Source organism: Specibacter sp. NPDC057265 (assembly GCF_042668835.1).
GTDB lineage: Bacteria > Actinomycetota > Actinomycetes > Actinomycetales > Micrococcaceae > Specibacter.
This window is the reverse complement of the sequence record NZ_JBHUYE010000014.1, coordinates 21,279-43,646: the sequence shown is the minus strand read 5'-3', so window position 1 is coordinate 43,646 and position 22,368 is coordinate 21,279. Positions and strand designations below refer to the sequence as shown.

Below are 22,368 nucleotides of genomic sequence, written 5' to 3'. Positions count from 1 at the left end.
GAAGGGCCTGCCTTCGTTTCGGGCTAGGAAATGGCCACCAGCAGGTCGCCACCTTGAACCTGCGCCACGCCGGAAATGGCCAGCCGCTGCACAGTGCCGCCGACGGGTGTGGTGATGGACGCCTCCATTTTCATGGCTTCAATGGTGGCCACGGTTGCCCCGGCCTCCACCACGTCACCCACCGCCACCTTCACGGAGACAGCACCGGCAAAGGGCGCGGCAATATGCCCGTCCAGCCCGGGGTCGGCCTTTTCGGCAGCCTGCACGGTGCTTTCCACGCTGCGGTCACGTACCTGGACCGGCCGGCTTTGGCCGTTGAGTTTAGCCGTCACGGTGCGCAGGCCCTTTTCGTCGGGCTCGGAAATGGTTTCCAGCTCGGCAATGAGGCGCACGCCCTTTTCCAGCGACACGACGTGCTCCACGCCGCGCCGCAGGCCATGGAGGTAGTCGCGGGTGTCCAGCACGGAAACATCGCCGTACTCTTCGCGCACCTTTTCAAAGTCCTTCGTGGGTCCGGCAAACAGCAGGCGGTTCAGGGTGGCCCGCCTCGTGCCGCTGTCCCCCTGCAGCGCAGCGCTGTCGGCGTCGCTCAAGGTGCCCGTGCGCGCGCCCACGGTGCGGCCCTGCAGCGCCTTGGTCCGGAACGGCTCCGGCCAGCCTCCGGGCGGGGTGCCCAGTTCGCCGCCCAAGAAGGCAATCACCGAATCGGGGATGTCGTAGTTCTGCGGATTGGCCTCAAAGTCGGCGGGATCGGCCTTGATGCCCACCAGGTGCAGGGCCAGGTCCCCCACAACCTTGGACGACGGCGTGACCTTGACCAGGTGCCCCAGGATCCGGTCGGCGGCGGTGTACATGTCCTCAATTTCCTCGAAGCGCTCCCCCAAGCCCAGGGCGATGGCTTGTTGGCGCAGGTTTGAGAGCTGGCCGCCGGGGATTTCGTGCATGTACACCCGGCCCGTGGGCGCTGCCAGTCCGGACTCAAAGGGCGCGTACAGGCGCCGGACCGCTTCCCAATAGGGTTCCAGGGAGCTGATGGCTGCCAGGCTGATGCCCGTGTCACGTTCGGTGTGGGCCAAGGCGGCCACGAGCGCCGAGGCGGAGGGCTGGCTGGTGGTGCCCGCCAGGGCGGCGGAGGCAACATCCACTGCATCGACCCCGGCGTTGATGGCCGCCATCAAGGTCGCCAGCTGGCCGCCGGCCGTGTCATGGGTGTGCAGGTGCACCGGCAGCTCAAACCGTTCCCGCAGCGCCGTGACCAAGGTGGCCGCGGCTGCAGGACGGAGCACCCCCGCCATGTCCTTGATGGCCAGGATGTGCGCACCGGCCGCCACAATGCGCTGCGCCAGCTCAAGGTAGTACTCCAGCGTGTAGATGGTTTCCGCCGGGTCCAGCAGGTCCCCGGTGTAGCACAGGGCCACTTCGGCGACGGCTGTGCCGGTGGCGCGCACGGCCCTGATGGCCGGCTCCATCTGGTCCACGTCGTTGAGTGCGTCGAATATGCGGAAGATGTCAATGCCGCTGGCGGCCGCCTCCTGCACAAAGGCATCCGTCACCGCCGTCGGGTAGGGCGTGTAGCCGACGGTGTTGCGGCCCCGCAGCAGCATCTGCAGGCACACATTGGGCAGGGCCGCGCGCAGCTGGGACAGGCGCTGCCAGGGGTCCTCCCCGAGGAAGCGCAGGGAGACGTCATAGGTGGCGCCGCCCCAGGCCTCCACGGACAGCAGTTCCGGTGTGAGCACGGAGACCGCCGGGGCGGCCGCCAGCAGGTCCCGGGTGCGTACCCGGGTGGCCAACAGCGACTGGTGCGCGTCCCTGAAGGTGGTGTCGGTGACGGCAACAGCCGTCTGCGCGCGCAGGGCCGCGGCAAAGCCCTCGGGGCCCAGCTCGCGGAGCCGTTGGCGGGAGGCTGCCGGGGCGGCCTGTGGGTCCACGGCCGGCAGCTTCGCCGCAGGATCCTCCAGCGCCTGCAGTTCGCCGTGCGGCTGGTTGACGGTGACGTCGGCCAGCCAGGTGAGCAGCTTGGTTCCGCGGTCCGAGGACACGTGGGAGTTCAGCAGCTCGGGGCGTTCGTCAATGAAGGAGGTGGCCACATCGCCGGCGTTGAAGGCCGGGTCTTCCAGCACCGCCTGCAGAAAGGAAATGTTGGTGGAGACGCCGCGGATGCGGAACTCGGCCAACGCGCGCCGGGCGCGGGCCACGGCCGCCTTGTAGTCACGGCCGCGGCAGGTGAGTTTGACCAGCATGGAGTCAAAGTGGGGGCTGATCTCGGCACCTGCATAAATGGTGCCGCCGTCGAGCCGGATCCCGGCCCCGCCGGCGGAACGGTAGGTGGTGATCTTACCGACGTCGGGGCGGAAACCGTTGGCGGGGTCCTCCGTGGTGATCCGGCATTGCAGGGCGGCACCCTTGACGTGGACGTTTTCCTGGGTCAACCCCAGATCGGCAAGGGTCTCACCGGCGGCTATGCGCAGCTGCGCCTGGACCAGGTCCACGTCGGTGATTTCCTCCGTGACCGTGTGCTCCACCTGAATGCGCGGGTTCATTTCAATGAACACGTGCTGGCCGGCCCGCTCACCCACGGTGTCCACGAGGAATTCCACGGTGCCGGCATTGACGTAACCCATGGCCTTGGCGAATTTTACGGCGTCGGCATGGAGGGCTTTGCGGATGTTCTCATCCAGGTTGGGCGCGGGTGCAATCTCCACCACTTTTTGGTGGCGGCGCTGCAGCGAACAGTCGCGCTCGAACAAGTGGATGACATTGCCCTTGCCGTCGGCCAGGATCTGGACCTCAATGTGGCGCGGACGCAGCACTGCCTGTTCCAGGAACATGGTGGGATCGCCAAAGGCGGCGTCCGCCTCCCGCATGGCGGATTTCAGGGCCTCCTCCAAGTCCTCGGCCTTTTCAACACGGCGCATGCCCCGCCCGCCGCCACCGGCCACTGCCTTGGCGAAGATGGGGAAGCCGATCTTTGCCGCCGCACCGAGCAGGTAGTCAAGATCGGCGCTGGGTTCGGAGGACTCCAGCACCGGGATGCCGGCCTTCCGCGCGGCGTCAATGGCGTGGACCTTGTTTCCTGTCAGTTCCAACACTTCCGGCGGCGGCCCAACAAAGGTGATCCCCGCCTCCCTGGCCGCGCCGGCCAGCTGGGGATTCTCCGAGAGAAAGCCGTAGCCGGGGTAGATGGCGTCCGCGCCGGCTTCCTTGGCGACGCGGATCACCTCTGCCACGTCCAGGTAGGCCCTGACTGGGTGTCCCTGGGTCCCAATCAAGTAGGCCTCATCCGCTTTTTGGCGGTGGATGGACGTCCTGTCCTCATACGGGTAGACGGCCACTGTCTTGGCGCCCAGTTCGTAGCTGGCGCGAAAGGCACGAATGGCGATTTCACCACGGTTGGCAACTAAAATCTTTGAAAACATCTCACTCCTGTGTGAACAATTTGCGGTGTGTCCCAAAAGGGCCTTCCCCGCTTGGCGGCGGTGAAGGACGCGCACCCCGCGTGGGGCGGGCGCCTGCTCTCCGCCGAAACGGATCCGGCACACATCCCTGTGGATAAAAACCTTCACACAAGCCGAGCGGCGCCCCCATGCCGTGGACACGCCATGCCACTTGTGCCAACTCCAACCTCACCCTCGGCCAGCACGTCACGCCGCTGGCTAAAGTGGTGTCATTGTGCCCGCGGAATGCCAGTTGCGCCAAATCGTGTGGTGCATATCACCGCCGGGGACGTAACAAAGTCTAGGACCTGCGCCGGCTTTCGCGGCAACCTTGCGCTTTGGCGCGCCCGCGGCGCAGCGCGTTCGCAGGGCAGGGCCTGCAGCAGTGGCCCAATGACGGCAGATCCGTGCCGCCCGGCACCGGTTCCAGCCGCCTCTTTGCGGAACGCCAGGGGCAAAGCAGCAATTCCGGGGGCACTCCACATATGATGAACATGGGGCTGCAAGTCTCCCCACTGCGTCGGCCGCCCAGGCGGCCCATGCAAGGTATGTGTCAGTGTTCATCGCAGCCGCACATGATTAGGTACGCAACGCAAAGGGTAATGGTTCATCCGTGCAAGTAGTGAGCATCAGCAGCCTCAAGGGCGGCGTCGGCAAGACATCAGTCACCCTGGGCCTGGCCTCGGCAGCGTTGGCCGCCGGCATACCCACTCTGGTCATAGACCTGGATCCGCATGCCGATGCCACCACCGGTCTGGGTGTGTCGGTGCGGGGCCAGCTTGATATTGGCCAGCTCATTAAGAATTCCCGCAAGGCCGAGCTGGCCGCCAATGTTGTTCCCAGCGGCTGGCTCGCCGCGCACGGCAACGACGCCGGCGCCGCCCCCACCCTTGATGTGGCAGTGGGTTCGGCCTACAGCGGGATCTATGACCGCCCGGATTTGGGCAAACGCGATCTACGCCGGCTGTCCACCATTTTGGCCAACGCCGACAAGGAGGGCACGGCCCCCTATCAGCTGGTTCTCATTGACTGCCCGCCGTCACTCAATGGACTGACCCGGATGGCGTGGACAGCAAGTTCGCGCGTGCTGCTGGTAGCGGAACCTGGCTTGTTTTCGGTGGCGGGAACCCAACGCACCCTGCGTGCCATTGAATTGTTCCGCACTGAATTTGCGCCCTCGCTGGTGCCTGCGGGAATTGTTGCCAACCGGGTGCGCACCGGTTCCAACGAGCATGCGTACCGCCTGGCTGAGATGAAGACAATGTTCGGTGACTTGCTGCTCTCCCCCACCATCCCGGAGCAGGCCAACTGGCAGCAGATCCAGGGCGCCGCGCATCCCGTGCACCAATGGCCCGGGGATTCAGCCAGGAACGCTTCGGCACTCTTTGACAGGCTGCTGGATTCAGTGCTGACCCAAGGGGCCACGCGCAGCAGGCTGTACCGCGGCTAGGGCCTGGGCCTGGCGTTCGACGCCACGCAGCGGCAGCTTCAGGATATGTGCCGGCTTTCGCGGCGCCGGCTCAGCTCGTCGTCGGTAAAGGCCGCGACGGGGGCGTGTTCGCTGGGGAGGGCTGCCAGGCTGCCCTCAACCTCACGCCAGACCCGGCCCACGGCAATCCCAAAGACGCCCTGGCCGCCCTGGACCAGGTCAATGACTTCATCGGCGGAAGTGCATTCATACACGGATGCGCCGTCACTCATCAAGGTGATCTGGGCCAGGTCCGCCACGCCCCGCTCGCGCAGATGTTCCACGGCACTTCGGATCTGCTGCAGGGACACTCCGGTATCCAGCAGCCGCTTGACCACCTTGAGCACCAGAATGTCCCGGAAACCATAGAGTCGCTGGGAACCTGAGCCGGCGGCGCCACGCACCTCCGGCTCCACCAGCCCGGTCCGGGCCCAGTAATCCAATTGTCTGTAGGTGATGCCGGCGGCTTTGCAGGCGGTGGGGCCACGGTATCCGGCGTGTTCGTCCAGGAAGGGAAGATCCTCGGTGAACAGCAGACCCTGGGAGCCTGCGCCGAGAACGGAGCTGCGCGCGACGGCTGCAGCGCCGTCGCCGCCGTCACTGGTGACACTCACGTGGATCCTCCTGTTCACAGTTTCCCGATGGATGGCGGTGCCGCAACGCCTCAGTGCTGCAGCTCCTGGGCCAGGTCCCGGGGGGCTCTTGCCTCAAGTGTGCCCGCGCCCGCCAGGGCTTGCAATGGGAAACTCAATACTTAGACCGTAGAGCCGTACTGGAGCCAGGTCAAAGACATGGGGACAACAATTTTGGCGTGTCGAATGCTTCACCTTCAGCTTGAACCTTAGGGGAAGCTCAAAATGCCCGGGAATGCGGGATTATTTCTCGAAATCCTCCGGTTCGATTTCATTGAGGAACTCCCTGAATTGACGAACCTCACGTTCCTTCTCTTCCTCGGATGCAGTTGACGGCTCCTCGTCCCCTTCGACCAGGCCGCGGTCAATGACCACGCCCGCCTCGTCCACCAGGGACTCGGCTGCCCACAGGGAGCACCCCGAACGCTGCGCTATGGCTATGGCATCGGAGGCCCGGGAGCTGACGGTGGCACCATTGCCAAAGACCAGTTCGGCAAAGAAGACCCCGTCCTGGACCTTGGTGAAGTTGACCCGCACAATGCTGTGCCCCAGGGTCCGTACCACCGTGCACAGCAAATCATGGGTCAGCGGCCGTGGCGGCACCACGCCCTGTTCGGCCAAGGCAATGGAGGTGGCTTCGGCAGCGCCAATCCAGATGGGAATGTGGCGTTCGCCGGCAACTTCACGCAAAAGCACCAGTGGCTGATTGGACGGCATTTCAATGCGCACGCCCACAATCGCGACCTCGATCATGGCGTTTCCATGCCTGCAATGCGTCCCTGCACCAGTGCGCTGTGAAGATTGAGGCAGTGCTCGGCAATTTCCCGGGCGGCCTCGGCGGCACGCAAGGCAGAGGTTCCGTCCCGGCGGGCGGACACCGGACCCACGGCACGTTCGACCAGCCCAAACTCCCGGTCGGCGGCGGCCTGAAAGGGACGCAGGTGGCGCGGTTCCAGGCCGTGGGCGGCCAATGCCGTGCAGGCCTGTGCCACCTTCAGCGCGTGGTCGTCAAAATGTCCGGCGTGGGAACTGATGAGTCCATAGCTGAGCAGGCTCTCAAAGAGCTCCTCGCTGGCGCCGGATTCCCCGCGCAGTTCCTGCGGTGTGAGCCTGCGCGAGCGCTGCGTCAGTTCCCTGGCCAAATCATCCGAAACCATGCGCGGGGCTATGGACACCCCGTGGGGCAGATTCTCCGGCGTCCGCCCCTCGTCAAGGGCCTGCAGGTATTCGCGGATCACCTTCAGCGGCAGGTAATGGTCCCGCTGCAGGGCCAGCACGAAACGCAGCCGCTCCACATCGGACTCCCGGAACTGGCGGTACCCTGCCGGTGTGCGCGGCGGGGTGATGAGACCCTTTTCTTCATAAAAGCGTATCTTTGACGCCGTCACCGACGGAAAGTCGGTATTGAGCTGGGCCAGGACCTCACCGATGTTTAAAACGGGCACGGCCCCGGGGCGCCGGTTGCTGGAGTTCATCTCCAGCAACCGGCGCCCCGCGCCGGCACTGATCGAGGACACGGTTTCCTAGACGTCCGCGGCCGGGCTGTTGGGGCTGAAATAGTAGGTCAGACGGAACTTGCCGATCTGCACTTCATTGCCGTTGCGAAGCCGCACGCTGTCCACACGGTCACCATTGACGTAGGTGCCGTTGAGGCTGCCGGCGTCAATGACTTCGAAGCCGCCGTCGTACTTGAGGAAGTTCACATGACGACGCGAGACCGTGACGTCGTCGAGGAAAATGTCCGCGTCAGGGTGCCTGCCAGCCGTGGTGACCTTACTGTCCAGCAGAAAACGGGCACCCTCGTTCGGACCCCCGTGGGCCACCAGCAATGCCGAACCAGCCGGCAGGGCGTTGACCGCATTTTGCTCCTCGGATCCCAAAGTGGGCACCGACGCCGGCCCGGACTGGACAGGCGCCAAGTGAATTGACGTCGTCTCAGGTGAACCAGGCCGTTCCTGGGAGTCAGCCTGGCCATTCACCCCGACGCCGTTACCCGTGTCAACCATTGGTACTCCTCCTTGCTGCAGTCTGAGTTTGCCCGGACGTCCACCGTCCGAAAGCCTTTGTGGCCTCTAGCCTACCTTTTCCTGGTACCCGCCCGCACTAAGCAGCGTGCCGAGGTCGTTGGCATCGCTGAGGGTGATTTCCATCAACCAGCCGGCTCCGTAGGGATCGGAGTTTATCAATGACGGATCCTCATCCAGCGCCTCGTTGCGCGCTGAAACGACCCCGGCAAGGGGGGCATAGATGTCGCTGACGCTCTTGGTTGATTCAACCTCGCCAACCACGGTGTTGGCCACCACTTCAGTGCCCGTCTCAGGCATTTGGACATACACCACATCCCCTAGGGCATCTTGGGCAAAGTCGGTGATGCCAACACGCACCACACCTTCGGCCGTGGGTTGCCCCACCCATTCATGCTCGGCCGTGTAGGACAGTTCCGCGGGGATGTTGCTCATAATGAAACCTTTCAGATGGTGGTGGCTGCGCCATGGATCATCCCCAGTCTTTAGGCTCGAAGGCGTCTTGACAAGTCAGCGGCGGCGCCGCGGCAAAGGACGTGCGCCAGGACCGTGGCATCTGTCATGATTCCTGTATGACTGAATCATCACCAACCCGGGACCCGGCCAGGATGCCGCCGTGGCTTTTTCGCACCATTGCCGGTGCCGTGGCCGCCGTGGTTTTGGTGGTTGCTTATTTGGTGGGATCGGTGACGCTGCCCTCACTGTGGGCCAAGGCCGTGGTGGGGCAGCTGGGCGGGCAGCCGGGCAACAGCGTGCCGCTGGGCATGTTCTATGGCTTCACCTTCACCTTCGCCCCGCTGTTGCTGGCGTGGCAGTGCCGGCGCCGCCGCCTGCCCAAAGCCGCCCGCGTGGCGCTGGCGGCCACAGCCGTGGTGCTGACCATCCCCAACCTGCTGACGCTGGGGGTGATGTATGGCGGCGGGCCAACCGCTGTGGATGCCCGGGCCCTTTGGCTGACGGAGGCAAATTGGTTTGGCACGTGGAGCCAGATATTCATGCTGTGCGGTGCCGTGTGCGCCGTGGCCGGCATTGCCTTGGGCCGCACGTGGCTGCGCCGCGGACGTGAGGTGCGCATGCTCAAGGCCGCACAATCGCGGGGGCGGGGGAACCCCGGCGTGGACGCACCGAAAGCGGCAGGGGCCGCCCGTGCGGCCCAGCCTGGCACCCCTGACGTGTCCGGTGCCCAGGCACCGGACTCCAGGGGGGCGGAAACTGCCCATGAATCCCCTGCCCCATGAGCGGGGTTGGCGTTCCCGGGCCTTAAATGGTTCGACCCCTGACAGCATCGGCGAGATACTCCCAGGGGTCTGACCGCGGCTGACTTTGAGAAAAGCGCCTTGGCTACCTAAAACAGTACCCGCAGGAAGCGCGAACGGCCGCATCCTGCGCCGCAGCTGAGCCGGAACTCACAAAAGCCGCCGGCGGCAGTTGTACCCAGAAGTAATAAAATCCTTCCGCCAGGGCGCGCAGCAACTGTACGCTGACCAGCATGAGCGCCTATCAGCCCCCCATTGCCGATCTAGCCTTCGCCTTGGAACACGTGGTGGACTACCCCTTCATTGCCGGGCTCCCGGGCTTTGAACATGCCGAGCTGGCCACGGCGGTGGAACTTCTGGCGCAGTGCGGCGAATTTGCGGCCTCGGCTTTGGCGCCCCTGAACAGTTCCGGGGACGCGCAGGGGTCCCGGCTGGAACGCGACGGCACCGTCACGACCCCGGACGGGTTCAAGCAGGCCTATGCCCGCTACGTGGAGGCCGGCTGGGGCTGCGTGCCTTTGCCCGAGGAATATGGCGGCGGCGGATTCCCGCACACCATTGGCGTTGCCCTTCAGGAGCTGCTGACAGGGGCCAACATGGCCTTCTCGCTGTGCCCCCTGTTGACCCAGGGCGCCATTGAAGCCCTCCTGCATTACGGCGGCACGGAACTCAAGGACAGGTATCTGCCCCGCATGGTCAGCGGCGAGTGGACAGCCACCATGAACCTGACGGAGCCGCAGGCAGGTTCGGACGTGGGCGCGTTAAGCACCCGGGCCGTGCGGAGGGAGGACGGCAGCTACGGCATCAGCGGACAGAAAATCTTCATAACCTATGGCGACCATGACCTCAGTGAACAAATCGTCCACCTGGTTCTGGCGCGCACCCCGGGCGCGCCCGCCGGAACGCGCGGCATCTCCTGCTTCCTGGTCCCCAAGCATCACGTGCACGACGACGGGTCCCTGGGGATGCGCAACAACGTCACCACAGTGTCGCTGGAGCACAAAATGGGCATCCACGCCTCCCCCACCTGCGTGTTGGCCTATCAAGATGCCACGGGACACCTGCTGGGGGAGGAAAACGAGGGCATGCGCATCATGTTCGTCATGATGAACAGTGCCCGGCTGGCGGTGGGCGTGCAGGGGCTGGCACTGGCGGAACGTGCCTACCAGCAGTCGCTGGAGTACGCCGGGCAGCGCCGCCAGGGCCAGGGTGCCGGAGCTGCCGCTGCCGGGTCGGCGATCATTGATTTCCCGGATGTGCGGCGGATGCTGCTGACACAGCGGGCATCCATCTCGGGGCTGCGCTACCTGATGCTTTACAACGCCGGCTGCGTGGACCGCAGCAACCATGATCCTGACCCCGCAGCACGGGTGCGCGCTGCGGAGCTTGCCGCCCTGCTCACCCCCATCTGCAAGGCGTTTGGCACCGACGTGGGCAATGAACTGACCTCCCTGGCGATGCAAATCCACGGCGGCATGGGATACATCGAGGACACCGGGGTGGCCCAGCATGTCCGCGATGTGCGGATTGCCGCCATATATGAGGGAACCAACGGCATTCAGGCCGCCGATCTGGTGGCCCGCAAGCTTCCGGTCCGCAAGGGTGCCGCCGTGCTTGAATTTTTGGCCACCATGCGGGCCATTGAGGTGGAGCTGGACGCGGCCGGACCCGACTTTGCCGGCATCCGCACCGCCCTGGCAGGGCAGTTCGACGCCCTGGAGCAGGCCACCACTTGGATGCTGCAGAGGCCAGCTGCGGATGTGGAAGCCGCATTGGCCGGATCCACCCCCTATCTGCGCATGTGGGGCCTTTGCAGCAGTGCCTGGCTGCTGGCCCGCGGTGCGCTGGCAGCAGCCGCCAGCTGCACGCCGGAGCGGGCACATACGCAACTGGTGCTGGCAAGGTTTTATGCCCAGCAGCTGCTGCCGCAGTGCTCGGCGCTGCTGGGGGCGGCCACCGCCGGATCGGGGGACCTTTTTGCCCTGGACGCTTCGGCCCTCTCCAGCGCCTGGCCCAGGCCCACTGCGCCAATGGCGTAAAGGACACTGCGCTTCCGCCGCGGCATTTGGGCAGAAAAAAACCGCCCAAACTCCGGGAAATCCCAGTGTTTGAGCGGTTTGTCCTCGGTCGGGCTGACAGGATTTGAACCTGCGACCCCTTGACCCCCAGTCAAGTGCGCTACCAAGCTGCGCTACAGCCCGAAAGTTCGTCCCCAGGGCTTTTGTATCTCCCTTGGCCGAACCACCGCAAAAAAGTTTACCCCATATTTGGACCCGCATTGACCACTTGGGCTGTGACGGGCATCTCATGCGGCAGCCCCGGGCGCAGTGGGCGCCCGGGGGATGCGAAGTTATTTTTTGCGGCTGCGCTTTTCCCGCACGCGCATGCTGACTTCAATGGGGGTGCCTTCAAAACCAAACGTCTCCCGCAGACGCCGGGTGATGAAGCGGCGGTAGCCTGGATCGAGGAAGCCGGTGGTGAAGAGCACGAACTTGGGCGGACGGCTGGAGGCCTGGGTGCCAAACAAAATCCGGGGCTGCTTGCCACCGCGCACCGGGTGCGGATGCTCGGAGACCAGTTCGCCCAGGAACGCGTTCAGGCGGCCGGTGGGGATGCGGCGGTCCCAGTTTTCCAGCGCCAAATCCAAAGCGGGCACCAGCTTGTCCTTGTGCCAGCCGGTTTTGGCGGAGATGTTCACCCGCGGGGCCCAGGCCACGTGCGCCAGGTCCGTTTCAATTTCACGTTCCAGATACTTCCGGCGCTCGTCATCCATCAAGTCCCACTTGTTGAATGCCAGCACCAGGGCGCGGCCGGATTCAATGGCAAGCTGGAGAATGCGCACATCCTGTTCGCTGAGGATCTCATCGACCGCCAGCAGCACCACCGCCACCTCGGCTTTTTCCAAGGCTGTCTGGGTGCGCAGCGAGGCGTAGAAATCGGCCCCCTGCTGCATGTGCACCCGGCGGCGGATGCCGGCGGTGTCCACAAAACGCCAGGTGCGCTCCCCCAGCTCAATGAGCTCATCGACCGGGTCGCGGGTGGTTCCGGCGACATTGTCAACCACCACACGCTCGGAGCCGGCCAGCTTGTTCAGCAGCGAGGACTTGCCCACGTTCGGACGCCCAATGAGGGCAATGCGCCGCGGCCCGCCGGAGCGCTCGACGCCGGCCACGGCGGAGAACTCCGGCAGCACATCCATGACCCTGTCCAGCATGTCGGCCACACCGCGGCCGTGCACGGCCGAGACCGGGTGGGGCTCGCCCAGGCCAAGTCCCCACAGGGTTGCGGCGTCGGCTTCCTGCACAATGTCATCGACCTTGTTGCCGACCAGGATGACGGGCTTTTTGGACTTGCGCAACATCCGCACAATGGCCTCATCCGAGGCCGTGATGCCCACAATGGCGTCCACCACCAGAAGCACTGCGTCGGCCATTTCCACGGCCACTTCCGCCTGCTCGGCAACACGCAGATCCAAACCGCGGGCGTCACGCTCCCAACCACCGGTGTCCACCAGGGTGAAGTTGCGCCCGTTCCAGTCGGCGGTGTACTGCACCCTGTCCCGGGTCACGCCCGGGGTGTCCTCCACCACTGCCTCGCGGCGGCCCAGGATGCGGTTCACCAGCGTGGACTTGCCCACATTGGGCCGTCCCACAATGGCCAGCACCGGGTCCTGCCGGAAGGCATCCGCCCCGGTGCCGTCGTCGAACTCCCCGGACAAAAGGGCGGCATCTTCATCATCGAGTTCGTAGTTGGCAAGGCCGGCCAGCAGGCCGGCGGCGCGTGCTTCGGCATCCTCGTCCGAGATCGCCGCCAGGCGCTCGGCAATTTGGTCGGTTCCGGTGGGTTCGTAGTCCTGGTTGCCAGGCTCACCGGCGCCTGCGGGCTTGGCTGAGGTTGATTCGCTCATTGTTGCTGTCCTTTTGCTGTGAAGATGGGTGGTGGTGCAGGGCAATTGCTGCCCGGTTGCGGTCTAGGCCGCGCAAAACACGGTTCGCCAGCCGCAGGCGGTTGTTTTTGGCTGCCTGGTCCATTGAAGCACGGAGCCAAGCGGACCCGCCCCGGTCCGGCCGTGGCGGGTCCCTTCAGGCCCGGCGCCGCACCCTTATGCAGCCGGGTCCGCATGGACGGCACGGCGCACGACTGCGATGACGGCATCGACGGTTTGGGCAAAGTCCAAATCCGAGGAGTCGACGGTGAACACGCCGTCGGCCGCGCGCTGGAAATCCGCCACCGTGGCGTCCTTGGCATCACGGGCCAGCACCTGCTCGGTCAACTGGGCGGCGCTCTGGGTGCCGCCCAATTGCAGCCCGCGGCGGCGCAGGCGCGCCTCCTCACTGGCGGTGAGGATCAGACGCGCCTCGGCGTCGGGGGCCACCACCGTGGTGATGTCCCGGCCCTCCACCACAATGCGGCGGTGGTGTTCGGCGATGATGGCCCGTTGACGGCGCACCAGTTCGGCGCGGGCGCCCAGGTTGGTGGCCACGGCGCTCACTGCCGCGGAGATCTCCGGGGTGCGGATGGCATCGGTGACGTTGATGCCGTTGACGCGGAACAGCTCCGTTTCCGGGTCCAGGGTCTGCTCCATGGCAAGCGTGCGTGCCGCAGCCTCGACGGCCGCGGCGTTCTGCAGATCGATGCGTCCATTGAGGCAGTGCCAGGCCACGCTGCGGTACATGGCGCCGGTGTCCAGGAACGCCAGCCCCAGGCGCTTGGCCACCGCCTTGCTGACACTAGATTTTCCCGAACCCGAGGGCCCGTCGACTGCCACGACCAGGGGCTTGCCGACCCGGAAGGGTTCTTCCGGGTTTTCCGGTGTTGCCTGTGCAGTGTTCATTGAAGTACCTTCCAACCACGTGCCGTCAATTCGTTTACGAGCGCCACCCGGCGTGAGGGCAACACCGACAATTCCACCATGCCCACCTGCAGCCCCGCCGAGTGGTCCAGCCGCAGATCTTCCACATTGACCCCGATCTCACCGATCTCGGTCAGCAGCAGCGCAATTTGTCCCGGCCTGTCATCGACCAGCACGCTCAGCCAGGAATACTGCTGGGCCGGGCCGCCGTGCTTGCCGGGGATCCTGCTCTGCCCGGCATTGCCCTCGGCCATGAGCTGGGCCAGGTCCAGGCGGGCCCCGGGGGCCGTGGGCGCGCTCAGGGTGTTGATCAACCGGTCAAGGTCGCTCCGCACTCCCTGCATGATCTCCAACAGCTTGGGGGCGTTGGCGCCCAGAATCTGCACCCACAGCGCCGGATCGCTGGCAGCAATCCGGGTCACGTCCCGCAGGCCGTTGCCAGCAAGGGACAAGGCCGGTCCCGGCGTGTCCTGCAATCGGCTGGCCACCAGCGACGCCATGACCTGCGGCAAATGCGACACCAGCGCCACGGCGGCGTCGTGCTCCGCGGCGCTGAAGCGGAACACCACTGCCTCCAGATCAATGGCCAGCGAGTGCGCCACCTTCACCGCCTGCGCGGAACTGTGCTGCGTGGGGCACAGGACCCAGGGCATGGAGTTGAATAGTTCGCCGCGGGCAGCCACAGGCCCCGAGCGTTCCCGTCCGGCCATGGGGTGGGTCCCCACATAGCGTGAAAGCCCATCGCCGCCCAGCGAGTCCATGGCTTCGAGCTCCGCCAAAATGGCACCCTTGACGCTGGCAATGTCCACCACGACGGCGGACCGGTAACGTTCCAACGCGCCGGCGACGACGCCTGCCGTGACATCCGGCGGCGCGGCCACCACCACGAGCTGGGGAGACAGGCTTTGGGCAGGGTCGAAGGCGCGTCCGGCCCCAATGTCCACGGCCACGGCCTGGGCCGAGGGTGAGGGGTCGCTGAGGAACACCTCTATGCCGCGGGCCCGCAGCCCCAAACCAATGCTGGCCCCCAGCAGTCCACTGCCAAGGACCAGCACCGGGCCGCTCAAGTGCGAAGGATTCATCCGCCGATTACATCCCCACGTCTGCAAGCAGGTAGCCAACTTCATGGCGGCCCAGCACGCGGACGCTGCCTTGACGCTGATCGCCCAGGGCGACGGGACCAAACTTCACACGCACCAGGCGCTCCACGGGGTAGCCGACGGCGTCGAACATGCGGCGCACAATGCGGTTCTTGCCCGAGTGCAGCACGACCTCCGCCAACACGTGGCCGGGGGTTGAATCCACCAGGCGGAAGGAATCCACCTTCTGCCAGCCGTCCTCGAGTTCAACGCCGTCCTTGAGCTGGGCGCCAACACCATGGGCCATGGGACCGCGGACCTGCACCAAGTAGGTTTTGGGAATGTTGTACTTGGGGTGGCTGAGGCGGTTGGCCAGTTCGCCGTCGTTGGTCAACAACAGCAGCCCTTCGGTGCTGGTGTCCAAACGGCCCACATGGAACAAACGCTCACGCGTCTGGCGCTTTTTTAAAAAGTCGCTGATGCAGGGGCGGCCTTCGGGGTCGTCCATGGTGGAGACAACACCCTTGGGCTTGTTAAAGACCATGTACACCAGGGACTCGTTGGTTTGAATGGTCATGCCGTCCACGGCAATGTCCACGGTTTCCGGATCGACGCGCAGGCCCAGCTGGGTGACAGTCACGCCGTCCACCTGTACGCGGCCTTCCATGATCATGTCCTCGCACAGGCGGCGTGAAGCCACACCCGCCATGGCCATGACCTTTTGCAGGCGAACCCCCTCGGCATTGTGCATGTCGACATCGTCGGTGGTGCGCTCGGGACGGCGGTTTTGTTCCGTGGGGCGGTTCTTGGTGGGCCGGACGGTGGTGCCGTACTGCTCATTGTTGTACGGACGGGCGCCGGTCTGGCTGGGCTTCCGGCCGCCGGACTTCGGGGCGCCGGATTTAAAGCCGCCGGACTTCGCGGCGCCGGATTTAAAGCCGCCGGATTTGGGGGCGCCGGATTTGGGGGCGCCGGACTTGAAGCCGCCGGATTTCGGGGCGCCGGAGCGCGGCTTACCGCCACGCGGCTGGTTGTTTCCGGAAGTGCTCCCGGAGCGGGGTGACGGTGTCATAAGTTAAATCCTTAAAGAAATATCAAAAAAATGGTGTCAGACGGTGCTATAGCTGTGGTTCGTTGAAATCCTGAAGGTTTTCAAGACCGGGAAGGTGGGGCGCAATGTGCGGCAGCTCATCGACGTTTCCCAATCCCATCCGTTCCAGGAAGTATGCAGTGGTCCGGTACAGGAATGCCCCGGACACCGGATCGGTGCCGACTTCCTCAATCAGTCCACGCTGCACGAGCGTTCTCACCACGGAATCCACGTTCACGCCCCGAATGGCGGAAACACGGGCCCGGGATACTGGCTGGCGGTAGGCAATCACCGCTAAAGTCTCTAGGGCCGCTTGCGTGAGTCGGGCTGTTTGGCCGTCCACAACAAAGTGCGACACAATATCGGCGTACGCGGCACGCGAGTAAACACGCCATCCTCCGGCCAACTGCCGCAGTTCAAAGCCACGCACCGGTACAGTGCCACTCCTTGTAGTATAGCCGTCGTACTCCTCGGCCAGTTCGCACAACAGCTTATGGACTTCAGCTGTGGGCAAGCCCACCACCGAGGCCAAAGCCTCCTCCGTCACGGGCTCCTCCACCACCATCAGCACCGCCTCGAGGGCGGCGCGCAGATGCGCCTGCGTGGCGGCTTCCGGGCTGTCCGTCATGGTTGGTCCACCCCCGATGGCGCCGCAGCGCCCGCAGCGCACCACCGCACCCGCAATGGCCCCAGCGGCCGCTCCTGCTCAAACAACACGCACTGGTCCCGGAAAAGCTCCAGCAGCGCCAGAAAGCGGACCACTTTGACCATGGACGTTTCAGCGTTGGCGCTGAGTTGCGCAAAGGTCAAGGACTGGCTGCGCCACGAAGCCCTCTGCCCGGCGTCGCTGGGCATCCCGGCCGTCAGCAACGCCACCAGATGGGCGGACTGCTCAGCCACGCTGACAACGGGCGCATGGAGGTGGGCCAGCGCGACCGTGGTGTCCGGCGGCGGCGCGGGTTCCAGCGCCTGGGCAGCCAAGGCCGCGAACTGCGCCGGGCTGTGGCGCCAGATCAATTCGGGAAGCAGGGCTGCGAACTCCGGCTCGAGGCCGCCCTGGCGGGGATGGCGCTGTGCTTCGCGCTGCAGTTCGGCACCCATGAGGGCGGCAATTTCCTTAAACGCCTTGTACTGCAACAACCGGGCGAAGAGCAGGTCACGTGCCTCCAGAAGTGCCAGATCGTCGTCGCTCTCCACTTCCCCGGCCGGAAGAAGCCGGGCAGCCTTCAAATCCAGCAACGTGGCGGCGAGCACCAAAAACTCACTGGCTTCATCCAGGGCCCATTGCTGGCCAAGACCCTGCAGGGCCTTGAGATAACTGATGAACTCGTCGGTCACAGTGGCCAGTGCCACGTCCGTGATATCCATCTCATGCTTGGAAATCAACCCCAGCAAAAGATCAAAGGGTCCGCTGAAATTATCCAGCTGCACCTCAAAACGCAAGGTTCCGGGCCGTTCCCGGGGCACCTGCTCCACCGCGATCCCCGCGGCCTGCATCGTCGTGCTCAATTTAGGGGGAACCACCGCGGGCAATGAGTTCCTTGGCCAGGCGGCGGTAGGCGTCGGCGCCGGGGTGGTTTGCCGCATAGGAGGTGATGGGTTCGGCAGCCACGGAGGCGTCTGCGAACTTGATGGTGCGCTTAATGACGGTTTCAAAAACCTTGTCACCGAAGGCTTCCACCAATCGGGCAATGACCTCCCGGCCATGCAGGGTGCGGGAGTCGTACATGGTGGCCAGTACGCCGTCGACCTGCAGTCCGGGATTGAGCCGGTCCTGAACCTTCTCAATGGTTTCAACCAGCAGGGCCACTGCGCGCAGGGCAAAGAATTCACAAATGAGCGGAATGATCACACCGTGGGCGGCCGTGAGCGCATTGACGGTGAGCAGGCCCAGGGAGGGCTGGCAGTCTATGAGCACCACGTCGTAGTTGTCCTCGACCTTGCGCAGGGCACTGGCGAGCACCTGTTCGCGGGCCACTTCATTGACCAGCTGCACCTCGGCGGCGGAAAGGTCGATGTTTGCCGGCAGCAGGTCAATGTTGGCAATGTCGGTGTGGATGATGGCGTCATCAATGTTGACCTTGCGGTCCATCATGACGTTGTACACGGTGATGTCCAGCTCGTGGGGATTGGCTCCCATGCCTGCTGACAAGGCGCCCTGCGGGTCCAGGTCCACCAGGAGCACCTTGCGGCCGGATTCGGCCAGGGCGGCACCCAAGTTGATGGTCGAGGTGGTTTTTCCCACACCGCCCTTTTGATTCACCATGGCAATCACGCGCGCCGGTCCGTGGGAGGAAAGAATGGGAGGCTCGGGAAATTCCGTCAAGGGCCGACCCGTGGGGCCCAATACATCCTCGCCGGCAAGTGCCGTTGCACCCTGCTCGTTGCTCACCTGTCAGTCCACACTTTCGCCACTAATCCTATTCGCCACTGCCACCTTCTAGGTTACCGCTAGCGGAGGGCATGTTTTGGACATCCACCGCGAAAGCTTTTGAGCCTTGACCCTCTAGCTGAAGCTGAACGTTTTCTCAGAAGCTTGCGGCGGGGGCCCTGCCGCCCGGGCCCAATTACGGCTGCCGGACCCGGATGCCCGCTCCGCCAAGTTTATACTTCCAAGTGATGAGCAAAGCTACGAGGGTCCCGGACAGCAACCCCCCGCACGGGGCGGAACGCAAGGATTTGGTGCGCGCGGAGCGGCTGCAGGCCGGCTATGCGGGCCAGGCAGTGTGTGGCGCCGTCAGTTTCAGCCTGCACGCCGCCCAGGCCCTGGCCCTGGTGGGACCCAATGGCGCCGGCAAGTCAACAGTGGTCAAGACAGTGGTGGGCCAGCTTGAGCCGGTTTCCGGCACCGCCTTGATCAACGGTGCTGAAGTTGATGACAGGGCCCTTGATTTCCGCCGCGAAGTGGCAGTGGTCTTTGATGACGACGCCTTTTTCCCGGCCCTGACAGTCCAGGAGCACCTGGCCATCGTCGCGGCCGGGCACGGTGTGCACGAGGTGGAGGAAGTGATTGCCGGCGAATTGGAGTTTTTTGGGCTCTCGGCGCAGGCCCAGTCGCGTCCCTACAACCTGTCCTCGGGGCAACGGCGCCGCATGCTCCTGGCCGCGGCGTTCGTGCGGCCGCGCTCGCTGCTGGTGCTCGATGAGCCCGAGCAGCGGCTGGACACCTCCATGCGGCACAGGCTCGCCTCCCGGTTGCGGGCGGAGGTCGACGCCGGCCTGGCCCTGCTGCTGGTCACCCACGATCCGGCGTTCCTTGCCACGGTGGCCACGAAGGCCTTGTTCATTGCCGACACCGTCCAGTCCATGACCCCCCGGCAGGCTGCAGTGTCCCTCGCCTCCGAGAACCCCCACGCCGAGTAGATCCAGACCATGGCGACCATGCAGACAAGCGAGCGCTTCAGCGCCAGGGAGATCCGCCGGTACACCTTCCGGGCGGGCCTGAGCCGCACGGAGGGCGGCCTCATGGAACTCGTCTCCGAGGTGTACACCTCCATTTTGGGCGCGTTGACGTTGCTCACCATGGCCGGGGCGCTGGTGGTGGCCCTTCGCGGCAGTTTGGGCGTTGGTGACGAATCCGCGCTGCTGGCATCCGCCGTCGCCCCTGGCTTTCATTCGGTGTCCCTGCTGCAGGCCGCTGCAACGGTGCTCCTGACACTTGCGGCCGCACTGCTGGCGGTGGAAATGACCCTGGGTCCCATTGCCATGACATTGCCACAGACGGCCTGGTGGCTGGAGTTGCCGGTGCGCCGGAGGGGTTTCATCACGCCCGGATTTTTGAAGTCGCTGCTGTGGCCCACCATTGCGGCCGTGATCGTGGTGCTCCCGCTGTCACTGGGCATGTCTGCAGAAGCGGCACCTGGCAACATTGCCCTGGCGGCGCTGTGCGGGGCGGGTCTGGCCTGGCTGCTCTACGGCTTGGCCGCCTGGTGCCAGGTCACCGGCTCGGGGGCCTGGTTGGGAAAGGCGATGGCTGCCATCACCGTGGTGGGGCCGCTGACCCTGGTGGGCACCGCCTTGTTCAACAACGTTGCCGGAACGGATGCCATCACCGGAACCCAGACCGCCTGGCTGGGGTACCTGCCCACCAGCTGGCCCCTTCTCGTGGCCGACGGCGCACGGTGGCCGCTGCTGATCCTGGCCCTTGCGCTGGGGCTGCTGGCAGTGGTGTACGCCAACCTTGAGCGCATCACCACTGCCAAGCTGAAGGCCGGTGCCGCTGCCGGAGCCTATGCGGCCAGTTCCTTGCTGTCCATGGACGCCACGGAGCTGACCCGTTCCTTGGGCGCCGGGCCGGCCGAGGGCAAAAGCAGGGTCCGCTTGAAGCTGGTCTTCACCGGGGGCAGCGCCCGTGCCCGCAGCTTGAAAACGCTTCTGAGCACCCACGCCACCATGGCATTGCGCTCCCCGGCCGCGTTGCTGCGGGTGCTGGTGCTGGCTGCAATTCCAGCCTCGCTGGCGTCGGTGGAATTTCTTGGCAATGCCGTGCTGATTGCCGCGGCGCTGGTGCTGTGCGCACACAGCGCGGCAACCACCCTCGGGGCCACTGCGCGTTTCTCGGCGGGCAACCCGGCCGTTGATGCGCTGATGCCGCTGCCGGCGAAGACTGTGCGGCTGGTGCACTACGTCATTCCCGGCGTGGCCATGACCCTCTGGGCAGCGCTCTGCCTTGGCCTGCTGCTGATCCTGGGCGTGGGATCCCCTGCACTCCTTGCCCTGGCGACGCTGGCCGGCCCGGGCCTGGGGGCAGCGACCCTGCGTGCTGCCTTCAAACCGGCCCCTGACTGGAACATGCCCGCCGTCGCCTCCCCCACCGGACCCATTCCCACCGGGGCCGTCAAATCCTTTTTAGCCGGACCTGATTTGACGTTGATTGTGCTGCTGCCCGTTTTGATCTGCCTGGTTTCCGGCGGGGTCCCGCCCTTTGCCTTCGCGGCGCAGCTGGCACTGACGTGGCTGGGGTTTGCGTGGGGCACGCGCCTGCGCCGGGACGGGCCGGTGAAAGCCACGCCCCCGTCGAAACAGATGCAGCACCGTTGAAACCGATGCTGCGCTGCATCTGCTCCGGCGGTGCTGCATCTGCTTCAACGGCCAAGGGTGTGCGGGCCTAGACGCCCAAAGGCACGCGCGGCGCGGCGGAATGATCGCCGGCTGCCTCGGAACCACCCTCGGTGCCCCCCGCGGGACCGGCATCGTGGCCGTCCTCTTCCATGGACAGCTCATCAAAGGGGTCCCGGCCGCCGAGGACCTCACGGGCCTTGTCCAGATCCAATTCGCGGGTCCACTTGCCAATCAGCAAGGTCGCGACGGCGTTTCCGGTGAAGTTGGTCAAGGCACGGCACTCGGACATGAACTTGTCAATGCCCACAATCACTCCCATGCCGTCCAGCAGCACCGGCTTGTGGGCGGCCAATCCGGCGGCAAGCGTGGCCAGGCCGGCACCGGTGACGCCGGCGGCACCCTTGGAGGCAATGACCATGAAGACCAGCAGGCCAATTTGTTCGCCCAGATCCATGGGCAGGCCCATGGCCGTGGAGATGAACAGCGCGCTCATGGTCAGGTAGATGGCCGTGCCATCAAGGTTGAAGGAATAGCCGGTGGGGACGGTGATCCCGACCACCGGCTTGGAGACTCCGGCGTGCTCCATTTTCGCCATCAGGCGCGGCAGCGCGGATTCGGAGGAGGAGGTGGCGAAGATCAGCAGGTATTCACGGCCCAGGTAACGCATCAGGGTGAAGATGTTCAGCCCAGTGACCAAGCGCAGAATGGAGCCAAGAACCAGCACAATGAAGAGCGCGCAGGTCAGATAGAACGCGCCCATAAGGATGGCCATGGAGCCAATGGCCGCCCAGCCCGTGGCACCCACAACGGCGGCAATGGCACCGAAGGCGCCCACGGGGGCCAGCCACATGATCATGGTCATCAGCTTGAACACCACTTTTTGGATGTGCCTGATGCCCACCAGCACCGGTTCACCGGCCTTGCCCAGGGATTGCACGGCAAAACCGACCATGAGCGCCAGCACCAAGGTGGGCAGCACGGGGATGTCACCTGGAATCATGCCCATCAGGAACTTAACCGTGGAGTTCTCTTCCGCTCCACTGCCCGCTTCGTAGGGCTGGAGTTTCAATCCGGAACCGGGATGGATGACATTGCCCACCAGCAGGCCAATGGCCAGCGCGACAGTGGACATGGCCATGAAGTACACCAACGCCAAGCCGCCGACCTTGCCCACCGTCGCCGCCTTGGCTATTGATCCGACACCCAAGACCAGGGTGCAGAAAATGATGGGCGCAATGACCATTTTAATCAGCGCAATGAACATTGTTCCCAGTGGCTTGAGGGCCTTGCCCAGTTCCGGGGCCAGCAGGCCAATGGCGGCCCCCAGGACCACCGCCGCAATCACTGCAATGTACAGCCAATGCGTCTTGTCCATTCTGCGCCGCGATGGCTTCGCCGCGGCGGTTGTCCCTCGTCCTTGAGAGCTCATGGTGACTCCTTGTGTCGCTGGTGATTAGCATGGGGTGGTG

At 64.9% G+C, this 22,368-nt stretch carries 19 protein-coding genes and 1 tRNA gene; 5 read left to right on the top strand and 15 right to left on the bottom strand.

Going from position 1 to position 22,368, the window contains the following annotated elements; all coding sequences use genetic code 11:
• Positions 1-23 precede the first annotated feature (23 nt).
• Positions 24-3,419, bottom strand: a complete 3,396-nt coding sequence (locus ACFUCV_RS10895) for a pyruvate carboxylase (protein ID WP_380815494.1) — start codon at positions 3,417-3,419, stop codon at positions 24-26.
• Between the two features lie 631 nt (positions 3,420-4,050).
• Here ACFUCV_RS10895 and ACFUCV_RS10890 point away from each other — a divergent pair.
• Positions 4,051-4,887: a ParA family protein gene (locus ACFUCV_RS10890; protein ID WP_380815491.1), complete on the top strand. Its 837-nt coding sequence runs from the start codon at positions 4,051-4,053 to the stop codon at positions 4,885-4,887.
• Positions 4,888-4,925: 38 nt separating this feature from the next.
• On the opposite strand, the gene ACFUCV_RS10885 is transcribed toward ACFUCV_RS10890, so the two are convergent.
• The 5 genes from ACFUCV_RS10885 to gcvH all read right to left on the bottom strand — a co-directional run bounded on the left by ACFUCV_RS10885 (position 4,926) and on the right by gcvH (position 7,996).
• Positions 4,926-5,519, bottom strand: coding sequence for a MerR family transcriptional regulator (locus ACFUCV_RS10885; protein ID WP_380815488.1), 594 nt, complete (start codon positions 5,517-5,519; stop codon positions 4,926-4,928).
• A 261-nt stretch (positions 5,520-5,780) separates the two neighbouring features.
• Positions 5,781-6,290 (bottom strand): bifunctional nuclease family protein, encoded by a 510-nt coding sequence (locus tag ACFUCV_RS10880; protein WP_380815485.1) that lies wholly within the window; start codon positions 6,288-6,290, stop codon positions 5,781-5,783.
• A complete protein-coding gene (locus tag ACFUCV_RS10875; protein WP_380815560.1) occupies positions 6,287-7,012 on the bottom strand; it encodes a MerR family transcriptional regulator in 726 nt (241 codons plus the stop codon). Before ACFUCV_RS10875 ends, ACFUCV_RS10880 begins: the two co-directional genes overlap by 4 nt.
• A 48-nt stretch (positions 7,013-7,060) precedes the next feature.
• Positions 7,061-7,543: an FHA domain-containing protein gene (locus tag ACFUCV_RS10870; RefSeq protein ID WP_380815482.1), complete on the bottom strand. Its 483-nt coding sequence runs from the start codon at positions 7,541-7,543 to the stop codon at positions 7,061-7,063.
• Between the two features lie 66 nt (positions 7,544-7,609).
• Positions 7,610-7,996: a glycine cleavage system protein GcvH gene (gene gcvH / locus ACFUCV_RS10865; RefSeq protein WP_380815480.1), complete on the bottom strand. Its 387-nt coding sequence runs from the start codon at positions 7,994-7,996 to the stop codon at positions 7,610-7,612.
• A gap of 137 nt (positions 7,997-8,133) precedes the next feature.
• Here gcvH and ACFUCV_RS10860 point away from each other — a divergent pair, with 137 nt between their 5' ends.
• Together ACFUCV_RS10860 and ACFUCV_RS10855 are read left to right on the top strand one after the other, a co-directional pair.
• Positions 8,134-8,799, top strand: a complete 666-nt coding sequence (locus ACFUCV_RS10860) for a hypothetical protein (protein ID WP_380815478.1) — start codon at positions 8,134-8,136, stop codon at positions 8,797-8,799.
• A 251-nt stretch (positions 8,800-9,050) separates the two neighbouring features.
• A complete protein-coding gene (locus ACFUCV_RS10855) occupies positions 9,051-10,856 on the top strand; it encodes an acyl-CoA dehydrogenase (protein ID WP_380815476.1) in 1,806 nt (601 codons plus the stop codon).
• Between the two features lie 88 nt (positions 10,857-10,944).
• Here the strand turns inward: ACFUCV_RS10855 and ACFUCV_RS10850 are convergent.
• The 8 genes from ACFUCV_RS10850 to ACFUCV_RS10815 all read right to left on the bottom strand — a co-directional run bounded on the left by ACFUCV_RS10850 (position 10,945) and on the right by ACFUCV_RS10815 (position 18,230).
• Positions 10,945-11,018 (bottom strand) — tRNA-Pro (locus ACFUCV_RS10850).
• A gap of 149 nt (positions 11,019-11,167) precedes the next feature.
• On the bottom strand, positions 11,168-12,724 hold the full coding sequence (gene der, locus ACFUCV_RS10845) for a ribosome biogenesis GTPase Der (protein ID WP_380815474.1): 1,557 nt from the start codon (positions 12,722-12,724) through the stop codon (positions 11,168-11,170).
• Between the two features lie 195 nt (positions 12,725-12,919).
• Positions 12,920-13,651 (bottom strand): (d)CMP kinase, encoded by a 732-nt coding sequence (gene cmk, locus ACFUCV_RS10840; protein WP_380815472.1) that lies wholly within the window; start codon positions 13,649-13,651, stop codon positions 12,920-12,922.
• Positions 13,648-14,751 (bottom strand): prephenate dehydrogenase, encoded by a 1,104-nt coding sequence (locus ACFUCV_RS10835; RefSeq protein WP_380815470.1) that lies wholly within the window; start codon positions 14,749-14,751, stop codon positions 13,648-13,650. Before ACFUCV_RS10835 ends, cmk begins: the two co-directional genes overlap by 4 nt.
• Before the next feature lie 7 nt (positions 14,752-14,758).
• Complete coding sequence (locus ACFUCV_RS10830) at positions 14,759-15,820, bottom strand: pseudouridine synthase (protein ID WP_380815468.1); 1,062 nt, start codon at positions 15,818-15,820, stop codon at positions 14,759-14,761.
• Between the two features lie 46 nt (positions 15,821-15,866).
• A complete protein-coding gene (gene scpB / locus ACFUCV_RS10825; protein ID WP_380815466.1) occupies positions 15,867-16,466 on the bottom strand; it encodes an SMC-Scp complex subunit ScpB in 600 nt (199 codons plus the stop codon).
• The gene (locus tag ACFUCV_RS10820; RefSeq protein ID WP_380815558.1) at positions 16,463-17,335 is read right to left on the bottom strand and encodes a segregation and condensation protein A; all 873 of its coding nucleotides are present in this window, start codon (positions 17,333-17,335) and stop codon (positions 16,463-16,465) included. Before ACFUCV_RS10820 ends, scpB begins: the two co-directional genes overlap by 4 nt.
• A gap of 13 nt (positions 17,336-17,348) precedes the next feature.
• On the bottom strand, positions 17,349-18,230 hold the full coding sequence (locus ACFUCV_RS10815) for a ParA family protein (RefSeq protein WP_380815464.1): 882 nt from the start codon (positions 18,228-18,230) through the stop codon (positions 17,349-17,351).
• A 227-nt stretch (positions 18,231-18,457) separates the two neighbouring features.
• Here ACFUCV_RS10815 and ACFUCV_RS10810 point away from each other — a divergent pair, with 227 nt between their 5' ends.
• Both ACFUCV_RS10810 and ACFUCV_RS10805 read left to right on the top strand, forming a co-directional pair.
• Complete coding sequence (locus tag ACFUCV_RS10810) at positions 18,458-19,201, top strand: ATP-binding cassette domain-containing protein (protein ID WP_380815462.1); 744 nt, start codon at positions 18,458-18,460, stop codon at positions 19,199-19,201.
• Positions 19,202-19,219: 18 nt separating this feature from the next.
• Positions 19,220-20,878, top strand: a complete 1,659-nt coding sequence (locus ACFUCV_RS10805; RefSeq protein WP_380815461.1) for a DUF6297 family protein — start codon at positions 19,220-19,222, stop codon at positions 20,876-20,878.
• 67 nt (positions 20,879-20,945) lie between these two features.
• On the opposite strand, the gene ACFUCV_RS10800 is transcribed toward ACFUCV_RS10805, so the two are convergent.
• Positions 20,946-22,328 (bottom strand): cation:dicarboxylate symporter family transporter, encoded by a 1,383-nt coding sequence (locus ACFUCV_RS10800; protein WP_380815460.1) that lies wholly within the window; start codon positions 22,326-22,328, stop codon positions 20,946-20,948.
• Between the last annotated feature and the right edge of the window lie 40 nt (positions 22,329-22,368).